Origin of the sequence: Sinorhizobium sp. NFACC03, assembly GCF_900103435.1 — a bacterium.
Classification (GTDB): domain Bacteria; phylum Pseudomonadota; class Alphaproteobacteria; order Rhizobiales; family Rhizobiaceae; genus Ensifer.
In genome coordinates, this window is the sequence record NZ_FMXF01000023.1 from 63,307 (window position 1) to 78,415 (window position 15,109).

At 62.9% G+C, this 15,109-nt stretch carries 14 protein-coding genes; 9 read left to right on the top strand and 5 right to left on the bottom strand.

The window, feature by feature from the left end:
- The first annotated feature begins 19 nt into the window (after nucleotides 1–19).
- Both BLU35_RS24875 and BLU35_RS24880 read left to right on the top strand, forming a co-directional pair.
- Nucleotides 20–811, top strand: coding sequence for a ThuA domain-containing protein (locus tag BLU35_RS24875; RefSeq protein ID WP_210334454.1), 792 nt, complete (start codon nucleotides 20–22; stop codon nucleotides 809–811).
- 5 nt (nucleotides 812–816) lie between these two features.
- A complete protein-coding gene (locus tag BLU35_RS24880; protein ID WP_057249133.1) occupies nucleotides 817–1,860 on the top strand; it encodes a Gfo/Idh/MocA family protein in 1,044 nt (347 codons plus the stop codon).
- Here the strand turns inward: BLU35_RS24880 and BLU35_RS24885 are convergent.
- A complete protein-coding gene (locus tag BLU35_RS24885) occupies nucleotides 1,857–3,131 on the bottom strand; it encodes an alpha/beta hydrolase (protein WP_502688174.1) in 1,275 nt (424 codons plus the stop codon). The genes BLU35_RS24880 and BLU35_RS24885 overlap by 4 nt on opposite strands.
- A 346-nt stretch (nucleotides 3,132–3,477) precedes the next feature.
- On the opposite strand from BLU35_RS24885, the gene BLU35_RS24890 reads away from it, so the two are divergent.
- The 6 genes from BLU35_RS24890 to BLU35_RS24915 are packed head-to-tail and all read left to right on the top strand — an operon-like array spanning nucleotide 3,478 to nucleotide 9,861.
- Nucleotides 3,478–4,533: a dipeptidase gene (locus BLU35_RS24890; RefSeq protein WP_057249089.1), complete on the top strand. Its 1,056-nt coding sequence runs from the start codon at nucleotides 3,478–3,480 to the stop codon at nucleotides 4,531–4,533.
- Between the two features lie 48 nt (nucleotides 4,534–4,581).
- Nucleotides 4,582–6,222 carry an ABC transporter substrate-binding protein gene (locus tag BLU35_RS24895; RefSeq protein WP_093234903.1) on the top strand — a complete coding sequence of 547 codons (1,641 nt, stop codon included), beginning with the start codon at nucleotides 4,582–4,584 and terminating at the stop codon, nucleotides 6,220–6,222.
- Between the two features lie 42 nt (nucleotides 6,223–6,264).
- Nucleotides 6,265–7,326, top strand: a complete 1,062-nt coding sequence (locus BLU35_RS24900; protein WP_057249091.1) for an ABC transporter permease — start codon at nucleotides 6,265–6,267, stop codon at nucleotides 7,324–7,326.
- On the top strand, nucleotides 7,323–8,267 hold the full coding sequence (gene nikC / locus BLU35_RS24905) for a nickel transporter permease (RefSeq protein WP_057249092.1): 945 nt from the start codon (nucleotides 7,323–7,325) through the stop codon (nucleotides 8,265–8,267). The genes BLU35_RS24900 and nikC overlap by 4 nt, the downstream gene beginning before the upstream one ends.
- Entirely contained in the window at nucleotides 8,264–9,097 is an 834-nt protein-coding gene (locus tag BLU35_RS24910; RefSeq protein WP_057249093.1) for an ABC transporter ATP-binding protein, read from the top strand. Before nikC ends, BLU35_RS24910 begins: the two co-directional genes overlap by 4 nt.
- A complete protein-coding gene (locus tag BLU35_RS24915; RefSeq protein ID WP_057249094.1) occupies nucleotides 9,094–9,861 on the top strand; it encodes an ABC transporter ATP-binding protein in 768 nt (255 codons plus the stop codon). The genes BLU35_RS24910 and BLU35_RS24915 overlap by 4 nt, the downstream gene beginning before the upstream one ends.
- Before the next feature lie 181 nt (nucleotides 9,862–10,042).
- Here the strand turns inward: BLU35_RS24915 and BLU35_RS24920 are convergent, their stop codons facing one another.
- The 4 genes from BLU35_RS24920 to rfbF all read right to left on the bottom strand — a co-directional run bounded on the left by BLU35_RS24920 (nucleotide 10,043) and on the right by rfbF (nucleotide 14,032).
- Nucleotides 10,043–10,780, bottom strand: a complete 738-nt coding sequence (locus tag BLU35_RS24920) for a glycosyltransferase family 2 protein (RefSeq protein ID WP_110879281.1) — start codon at nucleotides 10,778–10,780, stop codon at nucleotides 10,043–10,045.
- 179 nt (nucleotides 10,781–10,959) lie between these two features.
- The gene (locus tag BLU35_RS24925; RefSeq protein ID WP_057249095.1) at nucleotides 10,960–12,192 is read right to left on the bottom strand and encodes a class I SAM-dependent methyltransferase; all 1,233 of its coding nucleotides are present in this window, start codon (nucleotides 12,190–12,192) and stop codon (nucleotides 10,960–10,962) included.
- An 8-nt stretch (nucleotides 12,193–12,200) separates the two neighbouring features.
- Entirely contained in the window at nucleotides 12,201–13,268 is a 1,068-nt protein-coding gene (gene rfbG, locus BLU35_RS24930) for a CDP-glucose 4,6-dehydratase (protein ID WP_057249096.1), read from the bottom strand.
- Nucleotides 13,265–14,032 carry a glucose-1-phosphate cytidylyltransferase gene (gene rfbF / locus BLU35_RS24935; RefSeq protein WP_093234905.1) on the bottom strand — a complete coding sequence of 256 codons (768 nt, stop codon included), beginning with the start codon at nucleotides 14,030–14,032 and terminating at the stop codon, nucleotides 13,265–13,267. The genes rfbG and rfbF overlap by 4 nt, the downstream gene beginning before the upstream one ends.
- 207 nt (nucleotides 14,033–14,239) lie before the next feature.
- On the opposite strand from rfbF, the gene BLU35_RS24940 reads away from it, so the two are divergent.
- Nucleotides 14,240–15,100 carry a glycosyltransferase family 2 protein gene (locus BLU35_RS24940; protein WP_093234906.1) on the top strand — a complete coding sequence of 287 codons (861 nt, stop codon included), beginning with the start codon at nucleotides 14,240–14,242 and terminating at the stop codon, nucleotides 15,098–15,100.
- Nucleotides 15,101–15,109 lie beyond the last annotated feature (9 nt).

Below are 15,109 nucleotides of genomic sequence, written 5' to 3' on the forward strand. Positions count from 1 at the left end.
AGGGCAAACGCTAAGGAGAATGAACGTGCCTATCAGAACAGTTGTTTGGGGCGAGAATATCCACGAGCAGACCAACGAGGTGGTCCGCAGCATCTATCCGAACGGGATGCACAACACGATCGCGGCGGCGCTGAACACGGAAAGCGCGATCGAGGCGACGACGGCGACGCTGCAGGAGCCGGAGCATGGTTTGAGTGTCGAGCGCCTTGCCAATACCGATGTGCTTCTGTGGTGGGGTCACAAGGACCACGGCGCCGTCAGCGACGAAATCGTCGAGCGGGTCGCCAAGCGCGTCTGGGAAGGCATGGGTCTGATCGTGCTGCATTCCGGCCACTTCTCCAAGATCTTCAAGCGCCTGATGGGAACGCCCTGCGCACTGAAGTGGCGCGAGGCAGGCGAACGCGAGCGCGTCTGGGCGATCAACCCGCGCCATCCGATCGCCGAGGGGCTTGACGAGAACTTCGTACTTGAGAACGAGGAGATGTATGGCGAGCAGTTCTCGGTGCCCGAGCCGCTCGAAACCGTGTTCATCTCCTGGTTTGCCGGCGGCGAAGTGTTCCGTTCGGGGCTCACCTGGCGCCGTGGCGCCGGCAACATCTTCTATTTCCGCCCCGGTCATGAGACCTACCCGACCTATCACGACGCCAATGTCCAGAAGGTGCTGCGCAATTCGGTGAAGTGGGCCTACAACGCCGATAACCGCTACACGGCGATCCACGATGCGCCGAACGTGCCGGTCGAAAAGGCGCTGGAGCCGATCGTCGAGCGTGGCCCCCGGCTGCACCAGGCCGGCGAAGCAGGATACAGGTGAGCATCATGCGTCTTCTTGTAGTTGGAACCGGCGGCATGGCGAACAGCCATGCCCAGGCCTTTGCCAAAATCGAAGGCGTCGAGATGGTCGGCGCGGTCGATGTCGACCCCAAGCGTGCGCGTGCCTTTGCCGACAAGCACGGCATTGCCGAGACCTTCACCTCGCTCGACGAGGCGATCGCTTGGGGCAAGTTCGATGCGGCGACGAACGTGACGCCCGACAAGGCGCACCACCCGACGACGCTAGCATTGCTTGCCGCCGGCAAGCACGTGCTTTGCGAAAAGCCGCTTGCGGAAAACTACGCCAAGGCGGCGGAGATGGCGGACGCGGCCGAGCGTTCCGGCCTGGTGACGATGGTGAACCTCACCTATCGCAATGTCGCGCCGCTGCAGAAGGCACGGGCGATGGTGCTCGCAGGTGATGTCGGCCAGTTGCGGCATCTGGAGGCGTCCTATCTGCAGAGCTGGCTCGTCTCCAAGGCCTGGGGCGACTGGGCAACGGAATCGCAATGGCTGTGGCGACTTTCGACCAAGCACGGCTCGAACGGCGTGCTCGGCGATGTCGGCATCCACATTCTCGACTTCGCCGGCTACGGCGCCGGCACCGACGCGTCGCGGGTTTTCGCCCGTCTGAAGACCTTCGACAAGGCACCTGATAACCGCATCGGCGAGTATGATCTCGATGCCAATGACAGCTTCGTCATGACGGCGGAGTTCGGCAACGGCGCCATGGGCGTCGTCCATGCCAGCCGATGGGCGACCGGGCACTTGAACGAGCTCAGGCTCAGGCTGCACGGCGACAAGGGTGCGCTCGAAGTGGTGCACACGCCCGATGGCTCGACGCTCCGGGCCTGCCTCGGCACTGACGTTGAAACCGCGACTTGGCGCGATGTCGACGCGGGTACGGTTCTGACCAACTATGAGCGCTTCGTTGCGGCAGTCCGCGAGGGCAAGACCGAAGAGCCCGGGTTTCGTCACGCGGCGAACCTGCAGAAGGTGCTCGACCTCGCGATGGTGACGGAAGCCGAGCGGCGCGAGCTGCCCGTCTAACGAGAGTGACGGTCGGGGGAGCTGCTTTTGGCAGCTCCCCCGCTTTGCGGCGGTACCCAAGGGGTCACCGCTGAGCCGACGGTGTTTTCCATCGATTGACCCAGACGGCGCAACTGTGCGTCGTAGTTCTTGCGGGTGTTGGGATCGAAGATCATGATCGGCGTCGAGACCGCGAGACTTGCGGCACTGCCGACGGTCTGCGTTGCGCCGAGCGTGACGGCGCCCAGACGTTCGCCGAGCCCGACATCGGAATCGGTCACGGTCTGGCCGGCGATCAGCCGGTTGCCAAGCAGGCGCACGACTTCCGGGCTTTCGGCGAACTTGCCGTGGTTGAGCTTGTCGCCGCCCTTCAGCGCTGTCAGATCGATGACGCTGATACCTGCCTGTTCGAGTTGTGTGCGATAGGGCTCGGCGGTCGGATCGATCTGCCCAAGGCGGTCGACATTGCCGGAAATGCGCCTGGAGAGGGTCAGCGCCCGGTCGTCGCGCGACACGAACAGCGTGAATTTCGGGCGCTTGTCGCCCATGGCGCGGATCTGCTGGCCGAAGACGTCGACGTCGAGATCGGGCGATGCCAGGATGACGTCGGTGATCTTGGGCGCGATGCGTCCGTCGCGGATCGCCATCTGGCGCAGAGCTTCGACCGTCACCCATGAGCCCATCGAATGGGCCATGACGGTGATTTCGCCGACCTGAGGATTGCTCGACGCACGCCGAAGCAGTTCCTCCAGCGCGTCACGCGAATAGTTGGTGCTTTCCTTGTCGTAATTGTAGTCGAAGATGCTGGCCCGCGAGGGCCAGGTGAAGATGACGGGGGCGACGTCCGTGCCGCTATCGTGGACGATCTGGGCAAAGCGGTAGACCGCGTCCTCGTAGCGGTTGTTGAAACCGTGAACGAAGATCAGCACGCGCCGGCTCTTCGGCAGGTTACCCTTCAGCCAGCTTTGGACGTCGTTGCCCTCACGCAATGGCGTAACGCTGACCGTGGAGAAGTCGCGCTCCGGATTGGCCGGAAGCTTCTTCGGCCATTGCACCTGGCCGACTTGCCGGTTTTTCTCCGGCGGAATTGAAACGACGATTTCCGTCAGGGAAAGCTGGTCCGACCGTTCGCCGCTGAAAAGCACGCCCGGTTCCGCCGTGGGCGCGCGCGTTGTCGCGACCATCAGGTCGACCTGGGAGGCGCCACCCGTCGTGCCCGAAGGAACGAGCACGCCGACCGGCCGACCGGCACAGGCCGCAAGGGTTACGGCGAGGAGGAGCGTGGCGGCGATGCGGCTCCAATGCCCTTGCGAACCTGCGAGTGAAAACGGACGCAGCAACCAAACCCCCAGTACCGCATCATGCGGTGCGACATCCCTGCGAGCGGGACCGAGCCAATTCCTTGCATTAGAAACGCCAGATTTTCATCCCTTGATCGGCATTGCACACCTGTCGCCGCTGTGTTTGACGGCGAGATTGCGACAATCATGCAACATTTCGCTACAGGCAGCCCTGGGTAAAACCCCCTGATATTCATTGAAAAGGCTTTGGCCTTTCACTAGCATCGCCACAACCTTTCCCCGGACGCGGCCGTAGGTGCTCCGTTCGATCTCCCTGAAATGATGAAGGAATTCAGGAATGCAGGCGGTTTTCGATGGCCATAACGACGTGCTTCTGCGCCTGTGGCAGAACGCCCGAAAGGGGGCTGATCCGGTCCGCGAATTCGTCGACGGTATCGGCGAGGGCCACATCGACGCGCCGCGCGCCAAAGCGGGCGGCCTCATCGGCGGCATTTCGGCGATCTACGTGCCCTCGGGCGATCTGGTCCTGCAGCCGCCGGATGAAAACGGCCATTACGAAACGCCGCTCTCCGCGCCCCTCGAACACTTGCCGTCGCTGGCGATCGCCATCGAGCTCGCCGACATCGCCGTTCGCCTCGACCGGGCAGGGGCCTGGAAGCTTTGCCGCTCGACCGCCGAAATCCGCGGAGCGGTCGAGAAAGGTGTCTTCGCCTCGGTGCTCCACATGGAAGGCTGCGAGGCGATTGGTGCGGATCTGTCGGCGCTCGAAACCTTCTATGCCGCCGGCCTGCGCTCGCTTGGGCCGGTCTGGAGCCGCCACAACGTCTTCGGCCATGGCGTGCCGTTCTCCTATCCGAAGTCGCCGGACACAGCGCCGGGGCTGACGGATGCGGGTTTCGAACTCGTGCGTGCCTGCAACCGGCTGGGCATCCTGATCGACCTCGCCCACATCACAGAGCAGGGCTTCTGGGACGTCGCGAAAACCACGGACCAGCCGCTGGTTGCCAGCCATTCGAACGCGCATGCGCTGACGCCGGTTGCGCGCAACCTGACGGACAAGCAGCTGGACGCCATCCGCGAAAGCAAGGGGCTCGTCGGGCTCAACTATGCGACAACGATGCTGCGCGCCGACGGCCAGGAAAATGCCGCGACGCCGCTTTCCGACATGGTTCGCCATGTCGACTACATGGTCGAGCGCATGGGCATCGAATGCGTGGCGCTCGGATCGGATTTCGATGGCGCAACGATCCCCGTGGGGATCGCTGACGCAGCCGGTAACCATGCGCTCGTTACTGCGTTGAGAGGCGCCGGATATGGTGACGCCGAACTGGCAAAGATATGCCGGGAGAACTGGTGGAGAGTTCTGGGGCAGGCTTGGCACGAGGCCGCCTGAACCCATGAAGAAGGGCCCAAAAGGGCGCAAACGAGGGAACTGCAAAAAATGATGCACAAGCTCAATGGACGTCTTCGTCTTCTGACCGCTTCTGCGGCGCTTGCCATGGTGATGGCCGCGACCGCACCGGCCTTTGCCGAAACGCCGAAGGACACGCTGGTCGAAGCCTTTGCGATCGACGACGTCATCTCCATGGATCCGGGCGAAGCCTTCGAGCTGACCGCGGCCGAAATCACCGGCAACACCTACAGCATGCTGGTGCGCCTCGACATCAACGACACAACCAAGGTCGTCGGCGACCTCGCCGACAGCTGGACCGTGTCCGATGACGGCCTGACCTATACGTTCAAGCTGAAGTCCGGCCTTAAGTTCGCCTCCGGCAACCCGGTAACCGCCGAGGACGTCGCCTGGTCGTTCGAGCGCGCCGTCAAGCTCGACAAGAGCCCCGCCTTTATCCTCACCCAGTTTGGCCTCAACGGCGACAACGTGACGGAAAAGGCCAAGGCTACCGACGAGACGACCTTCGTCTTTACCGTCGACCAGCCCTATGCTCCGAGCTTTGTTCTGAATTGCCTGACGGCGACCGTGGGCGCAGTCCTCGACAAGAAACTCGTTCTCGAACACGTCAAAGCGGTCACGCCGAGCGACGACTTCAAGTACGACAACGACTTCGGCAACGAATGGCTGAAGACCGGCTACGCCGGCTCCGGTCCGTTCAAGCTGCGCGAGTGGCGCGCCAACGAGGTTATCGTGCTCGAGCGCAACGACAACTACTATGGCGAACAGGCCAAGCTCGCCCGCGTCATCTATCGCCACATGAAGGAAAGCTCGGGCCAGCGCCTGGCGCTCGAAGCGGGCGATATCGACGTCGCACGCAACCTCGAGCCGGGCGATTACGACGCCGTTTCGAAGAACGCCGACCTCGCCACGACGAATGCGCCGAAGGGCACGGTCTACTACATCAGCCTCAACCAGAAGAACGCCAACCTCGCCAAGCCTGAAGTGCGTGAAGCCTTCAAGTATCTGGTCGACTATGATGCGATCGGCTCGACGCTCATCAAGGGCATCGGCGAGATCCACCAGAGCTTCCTGCCGAAGGGCGTTCTGGGTGCCCTCGACGAGAACCCCTACAAGCTCGACGTCGCCAAGGCGAAGGAACTGCTGACGAAGGCCGGCCTTGCCGACGGCTTCACCGTCACCATGGACGTTCGCAACGGCCAGCCGGTCACCGGCATTGCCGAATCCTTCCAGCAGACGCTAGGCCAGGCCGGGGTGAAGCTCGAAATCATCCCGGGCGACGGGAAGCAGACGCTGACGAAGTATCGTGCTCGTAACCACGACATGTATATCGGTCAGTGGGGCATGGACTATTTCGATCCGAACTCCAACGCTGAAACCTTCACCAGCAACCCTGACAATTCCGACGAAGGCAAGAACAAGACGCTTGCCTGGCGCAATGCCTGGGACGTTCCGGAGCTGACGAAGAAGACCAAGGACGCTCTGCTCGAGCGCGACAGCGCCAAGCGTGCCGAGACCTACAAGGAACTGCAGAAGACCGTTCTGGGCGAAAGCCCGTTCGTCATCATCTTCCAGCAGACCGAAGTCGCCGGCTACCGCGGCAACGTCAAGGGCCTGAAGCTTGGTCCGAGCTTCGACACCAACTTCGTCGCCGGAATTTCGAAAGAATAAGCCGTCTCGAAGGAATAAACCGAAAGGATCGTTCCCTTGAGCATGAGCGCAACAGGGACAGTGGACGGGCGCAAACGCGCCCGTCCCGGCAAGATCGTGTCAGCCGTGCTGCGCTTTCTTGTCGTTGTCGTCACCACCTATCTCGGCCTTCTGGCCGTCACCTTCTTCATCGGCCGGGTGATCCCGATCGACCCGGTTCTGGCCGTTCTCGGCGACCGGGCGCCGACGCATGTCGTCGAAAGGACGCGCGAGGCGATGGGGCTGAACCTGCCCCTCTACCAACAATTCTTCATCTATGTCCGCCAGGCGCTGACCGGCGATTTCGGCGTTTCGGTGCTGACCACGAACCCCGTCATGACCGACATCCGCCGCGTCTTCCCGGCGACCATGGAGCTTGCGACGCTCGGCACCCTCATCGGCGCCATCTTCGGCGTGCCGCTCGGCGTTCTCGCCGCCGTCAAGCGGGGCAGCATCGCCGACCAGATCGTCCGCGTCATCGGCCTCGTCGGCTACTCGGTGCCGATCTTCTGGCTGGCGCTCCTGTCGCTGCTGGTCTTTTACGCGCGGCTGAAATGGGTCGCCTATCCCGGCCGCATCGACATCGTCTTCGAATATACGTTCACGCCGATCACCGGCTTCTACCTGTTCGACGCGCTCTGGCAGCGGCAGTGGGACGTGCTGTGGGACGTTTTCCGCCACATCATCCTGCCGGCGTCGCTGCTCGGTTACTTCTCGCTCGCCTATATCAGCCGCATGACGCGCAGCTTCATGCTCAATGAGCTGCAGCAGGAATATATCGTCGCCGCGCGCGCCAAGGGCCTTTCTGAGACCCGTATCATCTGGGGTCATGCGCTCAGAAACGCGGCGGTGCCGCTCGTGACCGTGATTGCGCTTTCCTATGCCGGCCTGCTCGAAGGCTCGGTGCTGACAGAAACCGTGTTCGCCTGGCCGGGCCTCGGCCTCTACATCACCAACTCGCTGCAGAATGCCGACATGAACGCCGTGCTTGGTGGCACCATCGTCATCGGTTCGGTCTTCATCGGCATCAATCTCCTGTCCGATCTTCTCTACCGGACGCTCGACCCGAGGACGCGCCAGCGATGAGCACCGTTACCGAAACACGTCCCCCGACACGCCCGATGACGCGGCGCGAATGGCTGCTGTCCGATCGCCCGCAGTCGCGCACCCAGGCCCGTCTCGGCCGCGCCTACATGACCTGGCAGCGCTTTGCCGCCAACAGGCTTGCCGTTCTAGGCCTCATCATCCTGCTGGCGCTGGTCTTCGTTGCGGCCTTCGCCGATGTCCTGGCGCCGCACTCGCCCTATATCGGCGATCTTGCCAACGCCCGGCTGCAGCCACCAGGAAGCCCCGGCTACCTGCTCGGCACCGACGATCTCGGTCGCGACATCCTTTCGCGGCTGATCCATGGTTCGCGGCTGACGCTTGCCGTCGTGCTGCTGGTCGCTGTTATCGCAGCGCCGATCGGCCTGATCGTCGGCGCGGTCGCCGGCTATGCCGGTGGCTGGGTCGATGCGGTGCTGATGCGCATCACCGATATCTTCCTTGCCTTCCCGAAGCTGGTGCTGGCGCTCGCCTTCGTCGCGGCGCTCGGACCGGGGATCGAAAACGCTGTCATCGCGATCGCGATCACCTCCTGGCCGCCCTATGCACGCATTGCCCGCGCCGAGACGCTGACGGTTCGCAACTCGGACTATATCTCGGCGGTGCAGCTCATGGGCGCGTCGCCGATCCGCATCGTCTTCCGGCACGTGATGCCGATGTGCATGTCGTCGCTGATCGTGCGCGTCACGCTCGACATGGCCGGCATCATTCTGACGGCCGCTGGCCTCGGCTTCCTCGGCCTCGGCGCCCAGCCGCCCTTGCCGGAATGGGGTGCGATGATCGCCTCGGGCCGCCGCTTCATCCTTGATCAGTGGTGGGTTGCAACGATGCCCGGCATTGCGATCCTGATCGTCAGCCTCGGCTTCAATCTGCTCGGCGACGGCCTGCGCGACGCGCTCGATCCCCGGGAGAGCGGCCAATGAGTACGCTGCTGACGGTAGAAGACCTCAAGGTCTCGTTCCCGACCCGTACCGGCCTCATCGAGGCGGTACGTGGCGTCTCCTTCACGCTCGGCCGCGAACGCCTCGGCATCGTCGGCGAAAGCGGCTCCGGCAAGTCGCAGACGGGCCGGGCGATCATGGGGTTGACGCCGGGCCATGCGCAGGTGACGGCCAAGCAACTGTCCTTCGACGGTATCGATTTGCTCTCGGCATCGCCAAAGGTCCGTCGGGACCTCCGGGGCAAGCGCATCGCGATGATCCTGCAGGACCCGAAATATTCGCTGAACCCGGTCATGAGCATCGGCCGGCAGATCGTCGAGACGCTCAGGCAGCATGAGAGTGTCAGCCGCGGCGAAGCCCGGGAGCGGGCGCTCGACATGCTCGCGGCCGTGCAGATCCGCGATCCGAAGCGTGTCTACGATCTCTACCCGCACGAGGTTTCGGGCGGTATGGGCCAGCGCGCGATGATCGCGATGATGCTGGTTGCCGGACCGGAACTGCTGATCGCCGACGAACCGACCTCGGCGCTTGACGTCACCGTGCAGCTCGAAGTGCTTGGTATCCTCGACAAGCTGGTTGCCGAGCGCGGCATGGGCCTGATTTTCGTCTCGCACGATCTCAGGCTCGTCTCGTCCTTCTGCGACCGGGTGATTGTCATGTATGCCGGCAGGATCGTGGAGGAACTGGCTGCGTCCGAACTCGCCAACGCCAAGCATCCCTATACGCAAGGTTTGCTGAACTGCATGCCGGCGATCGGATCCGATCGCCATCCCCTGCCGGTTCTCGACCGCAAGCCGGAGTGGGCTCAATGACATCAGCCGTTTCCGTTTCGAATCTCTCCGTCACCTATGACGAATTCAAGGCGCTGAACGACGTTAGCGTCGAGATTGCGCCGGGCGAATCCTTTGGTCTCGTCGGCGAGTCCGGATCGGGCAAGTCGACCTTGCTCCGGGCAATCGCCGGTCTTGCGCCTGTTACGGGCGGTACCATCCGCGTCCATGATCGGGTGCTCAAGGGTGCCAAGCGCGACAAGGCCTTCTATCGCGCCGTGCAGATGGTGTTCCAGGATCCCTACGGCTCGCTGCACCCGCGCCAGACGATCGACCGGCAACTGCTTGAGCCTTTGGCTATCCACGGCGTGGCGGACGGCGAACGCCGCATCCTCAAGGCGCTCGACGAAGTCGGTCTCGGGTCGGGGTTCCGCTTCCGCTATCCGCATCAGCTTTCTGGTGGGCAGCGCCAGCGTATCGCCATTGCCCGGGCGCTGATCCTCGAGCCCTCGACCCTGCTTCTCGACGAACCGACGTCGGCGCTCGACGCTTCGGTGCAGGCAGAGGTCCTGAACCTACTGGAGCAGGTCAGGCGCGACCGCAAGCTCACCTTCATCATGGTCAGCCATGACCTCGGCGTCGTCACCCATATGTGCGACCGGCTGGCGGTCATGCAGGGCGGGCGCGTCGTCGAGTACCTGTCTTCCGGCGATCTCGTCGCCGGGCGGATCGGCGAGGACTATACGCGCAGCCTGATGGTGGCGAGCAAGGGGTTCCAGCGCAAGGACGCTGCCGCGACCGCGTGACGGTACCAGCGCAAGCGGGACGAGCATCCCGCTTGCGTAACCCTTGTTGGGGGGAACCGCGCCCTACAGCGCCGCGCGTCTTATCAGACGCGCAAAGGTCGCTGTAGCACTTTGAAGTGCTGCATGTTTTTGTCCTTTAATCGGGTACGATTGAAGGAAACATGCAGTAGAGCCGGCGCGTTTACGCGCTTTGCCGCCAGATCGAGGTCGAGTCGGTGATCACCTTCCGGATGCGGCGCTGTTCGCGCCATTCCCGTCCGATGTCCTTGATGACCGGGCGGGCCTCAGGCGAGAAGATGTAGTTCCCGCACCGGGCGACGTAGGTTTCCATTGCCGGATTTACGCCGGAATAGAACTGCTTCTCGGGGTCACGAGAAAAATCCATCAGCCCGGCGCAATGGCGCGCAAAGCCGCCGCGAAGGATGGAGGGAGACGTTGTGAATTTCGGGAAGGTGCGAAACAGCGGGATCTTGATCCCGAGGAAACGCGCATACTCGTTTCGCCGGTGGAAGTGACCCTTGCGGCGGATATCCCAGTTCTGGTCCGCCGTATGGAATGACACCTGGGTGATCGCCGGATCGGCAAAGGGTGCCAGCAATTCCTCTCCCATGTCCCTCAGGGCAATCCAGTCGTCCTCCAGATGGAAAACCCAGTCGGCGCTGGTCGCCGACCAGAGTCTCGCGACGGCTGCGCAGAAGCCCGGGTTCTCCGGTTGGAAGACGATGCCGTCGGGGAAGTGGCTGCGGAAGATCTCGACGCAAGCGCTGTGATCCTCGGGCGATCCGAAGATCGGATCAAGGTTGAGATAGGCGCCGCGCAGCTCGAGCCTGAGAAAGATCTTATCCCGGAAGCTGGCCAGCGTCTGGGCAAGCAGATCCGGTCGCCGGGTGGCGACAAGGCATAGGTCAATAGTGGACATTGCACCTCCTTAGGGTGCTAATTTGCAACTGTTGGAACCCACGCCATCGCCGAATTTCAATCTGAACACGTCAAATTTGGGGCAGACCAACCCCAGGCGATATACATTATGGATTTTCGCTGCTTGGTGTGGGGTCCGGGCGGAAGCATGTCCACATTTTCTCCGCCCGGCGCCGGGAATCAGAAGATTTTCAGCTCCGGAATTGCAACGACGAACTGTCCGTCCCAGTCGCGGATTGCGGCATTGTCCGCAACGATTTCCGTGGTCAGGTTCCACGGCAGGATGACGAGATAATCGGGCTTCGCAACCTGCAGGTGGGCCGGTGCGTGCACCGGGATATGGGTGCCCGGCAACAGCTTGCCCTGCTTCAGATCGTTGCGGTCGACCGCGAAGGCAATGTCGCCCGGCTTTACGCCGCAGACATTGAGGAAAGTGTTTCCCTTGGCGGCGGCGCCATAGGCGGCCACCGTCTTGCCTTCGGCCTTGGCACGCGCCAGGAACTCTTGAAATCCTTTGCAGACGGCGGCGATCCGGTCGTCGAAGGCAGCGTAGGTTTCCATCCGCATCAGGCCGGCTGCGGCTTCCTTCTCGCGGACAGCTGCTAGCCTTTCGGTCGCTTCGCGCGCACCGGAGGCCAGTTGAGCAAAGACCCGCAGCGAACCGCCGTGGGTCGCGAGTTCCTCGACGTCGAAGACCTTCAGGCCGGCGTTTGCGAAGATCCGTTCGACGGCGGCCAGCGACAGGTAGGAATAGTGTTCGTGGTAGATCGTGTCGAACTGCACGCCTTCCATGAGACGCAACAGATGCGGAAACTCGAACGTCGCCACGCCATCGGGTTTCAGCAGGATGGCGAAGCCGCCGACGAAATCCGCGATATCGGGCACATGGGCCAGCACGTTGTTGGCGGCGGTCAGGTCGGCGCGGATGCCGCGATTGACGAGCGCCGTCGCGGTTTCGCGGCCGAAGAAGGCCACCTCGGTCGGAACGTTGCGGTCTTCGGCGATCCGTGCCGCATTGGCGGCGGGCTCGACGCCGAGCACGGGCACGCCCTTGGCGACGAAATATTGCAGCAGGTAGCCGTCATTCGAGGCGATCTCAACCACCTGTGACGCGTTGCCGAGTCCGAAGCGCTCGGTCATGGTCTCGGCGTAACGGCGGGCGTGCTCCAGCCAACTGGTCGAGAACGACGAGAGATAGGCGTAACCGTCGGTGAAGATCTCGTCGGCCGGCACGGTCTCCGTTGTCTGCACCAGCAGGCATTCGGAGCAGACCATGGCCTTCAGAGGAAACGAGCGTTCGCGCGCGATTGCTTCCTCTGTCGGCTCCAGGAACGAATTCGACCAGGGCGTCGATCCCAGGTCGGCGACGACGGTCGTGAGCGGCGTCGAACAGAAACGGCAGTTGTGGGGCATCGAAGTCGTTAGCCTCTCATGAAAGCGTCGATTTGGCCGAGCGTCAGGTCGCGGGCGGAGCCGCCGCGACGCCAGCCGTCATACCAGTGCGCGGTCCAGGCGATCGCCTGATCCTGCGAGAGCCGCGCGGTCCAGGACAAGGCCTTCAGCGCAAGGGCCGGATCGAGGCCGAGCGTCTGCATTTCGCGGGGCCGATCCTCAGACGAACTGTCGCGCCATCCTGTCTGCAGACCCATGGCGATCTGGATTGCGCCGGCGACATCGCGCACGGGGATCTGCCGTTCTGCGGGGGAGGGGCCGAAATTCAGTGCTGCAACATCGGTTTGGCCCTCGTGCAGCGCTTCGGCATAGACGAAGTAACCGTTGAGGCAATCGAGCACGTGCTGCCAGGGCCGGGTCGCCATGGGGCTGCGGATATCGAGCATCTCGCCCGATAGTGCAGCTCGGACGATATCGGGGACCAATCGGTCGACGGAGAAGTCGCCACCGCCCAGCACATTGCCGCCGCGGGCGGTCGCGACCCGGATGCCGCGCTCGCGCAGGAACGAATCCCGCCAGGTCGAAACGACCAGTTCGCAGGCAGCCTTCGAGCCGGAGTAGGGGTCATGGCCGCCGAGTGCGGCCTCTTCCGGAAAATGCCGGCCGCTTTCGTCGTTGCGGTAGACCTTGTCGGTGGTCACGACGACGATCGTTCTGAGCGCGGGCGCCGTGCGGGCCGCCTCCAGCAGGCGCACCGTGCCCATGACGTTGACATCGAAGGTCTCGGCCGGTGTCCGGTAGCTTTCGCGCACCAGCGGCTGGGCCGCCATATGCAGGATGATTTCCGGGTCGAACTGGCGGATGGCCGTCGCAAGCGTATCGCCGTCGCGGATATCGCTCAGATGTTCGCCTGCGGTTTCGCTTGGCCCGAGCAGGGCGTGCAGAGACGGCTCAGCGGCAGGCGGCAAGGCATAGCCGGCAACGCGGGCGCCCATCTGCGCCAGCCAGAGCCGCGCCCAGCTTCCCTTGAAGCCGGTGTGGCCCGTCAGAAGCACGCGTTTGCCGGCCCAGAAGGCGGGGTTGGCAAGCCGGCTCATGACCAGACTTTCCAGGGCGCCGAACCGTGTTGCCAGAGTTCTTCGAGCTGGTTCTTGTCGCGCAGCGTGTCCATCGGTCGCCAGAAACCGTCATGCGGGAAGGCCATCAACTGGCCGTCACTGGCCAGGCCTTCGAGCGGCGTGGTTTCGAACGAGGTGTGGTCGCCCTCGATGCGATCGAGCACGGACCGGTTGAGGACGAAGAAGCCGCCATTGATGCGGTTGTTGTCGCCGGCGGGCTTCTCGATGAAGCTCTGAACCCGCCCGTCGCTGACGGCAAGCGCGCCGTAACGCCCCGGCGGAATGACGCTGGTCACGGTCGCTTCGCGGCCGTGGCTGCGATGGAAATCGGTAAGCGCCTTGATGTTCACGTCGGCAACGCCATCGCCGTAAGTGAGGCAGAAGGTATCGCCCAGGTGATCGGCGACGCGCTTCAGGCGCCCGCCGGTCATTGAGTCCGTGCCGGTGTCGACGAGCGTCACGCGCCACGGCTCGGCCTTGTTGGAATGGAAGAGTGTCTCGCCGGTCGCCATGTCATAGGTGACGTCGGAAGAGTGCAGGATGTAGTTGGAGAAGTATTCCTTGATCATGTAGCCGCGGTAGCCGAGGCAGATCACGAAATCCGAAAAGCCGTAGTGGCTATAGATCTTCATGATGTGCCAGAGGATCGGCCGCCCGCCGATTTCGATCATCGGCTTGGGTCTCAGATGGCTCTCTTCCGAGATGCGCGTGCCGTAACCACCGGCGAGTATGACGACTTTCATGCAGCTACCTCACAGTGACGCGCGTACAGCGCGCGACGCATTCCTCCCGTTGAGATAACCCATGCTACCTTGCGCGTGGATCGCTCGTGCGATGTTGACAATCCAGGCGATCGAATTATCACAGCCGGAAACGCGACTTTCGGGGCGGACGCGCACGGTTCATTGCACGATTTGCCGGCTCAATCAATTGCCGGGAAGGATACGGAAATGGCGCGGGTGGGTATCGGGCTGCCAACGTATAACGGCGCGGATTTCATCGCTGACTGCCTCGCCTGCCTTCGGGACCAAACGTTCGAGGATTTTGAGGTCTTCATCTCGGACAACGGATCGACCGACGGCACCTCCGACATCTGCGCGGATTTCGTGAAGACCGACACGCGGTTTCGGCATGTATTCTACCGTGAGACGGTTTCGGCAACTGAGAACTTCCACAGAGCGCACGCTATGAGCAGCGCTCCTTATTTCTGCTGGCGTGCCGACGATGACCTTGCCGATCCGATCCACATTGCCGGTCTCGTCGCGGCGTTGGACAGGGAGCCGCATGCCTCGCTTGCCGTTTCGCCGGTGTTGAGGATAGTAGAGCTGCCGGAGCGGATCGAGCGACTTTACGGCCTGCCGTCTCAGCTATCGGGGGAGCGAGCGCTGCGCATTCGCGACATCCTTCTCGGCTGCCACCCGAGCTGGTTCTACGGCCTATGGCGCCGAGAGGCCACAGGCGTGGCCCTGCGGCGTCTTCCCGACTACGGGTTCGCGTGGGCTGCGGACCATCTCGCGCTGCTGCCTGCGATTTTCGACAATGCGGTCGCCCTGTCACAGGAAGGGCGTTTCATTCAGCGCATCAAGCGTCAGGCCGACTACCACCTGCCGCCGCTAGACCTGCTGGAAGCGCGCAGGCGCTACAAACGAATTGCACTTGAGATGATTGCAGAACGACAATGGTCGGCCGCCGAGCTGAAGGCGATGAAGCGCGCGCTTGAGCTGCACATGGACCTCCGGGTCGCCCCCTGGTTCAAGACGCACAAACGGGCGCTCAGGCAGAAATTCCGGTCTGCCTTATCGCTTCGCTGAGTTCGGCCA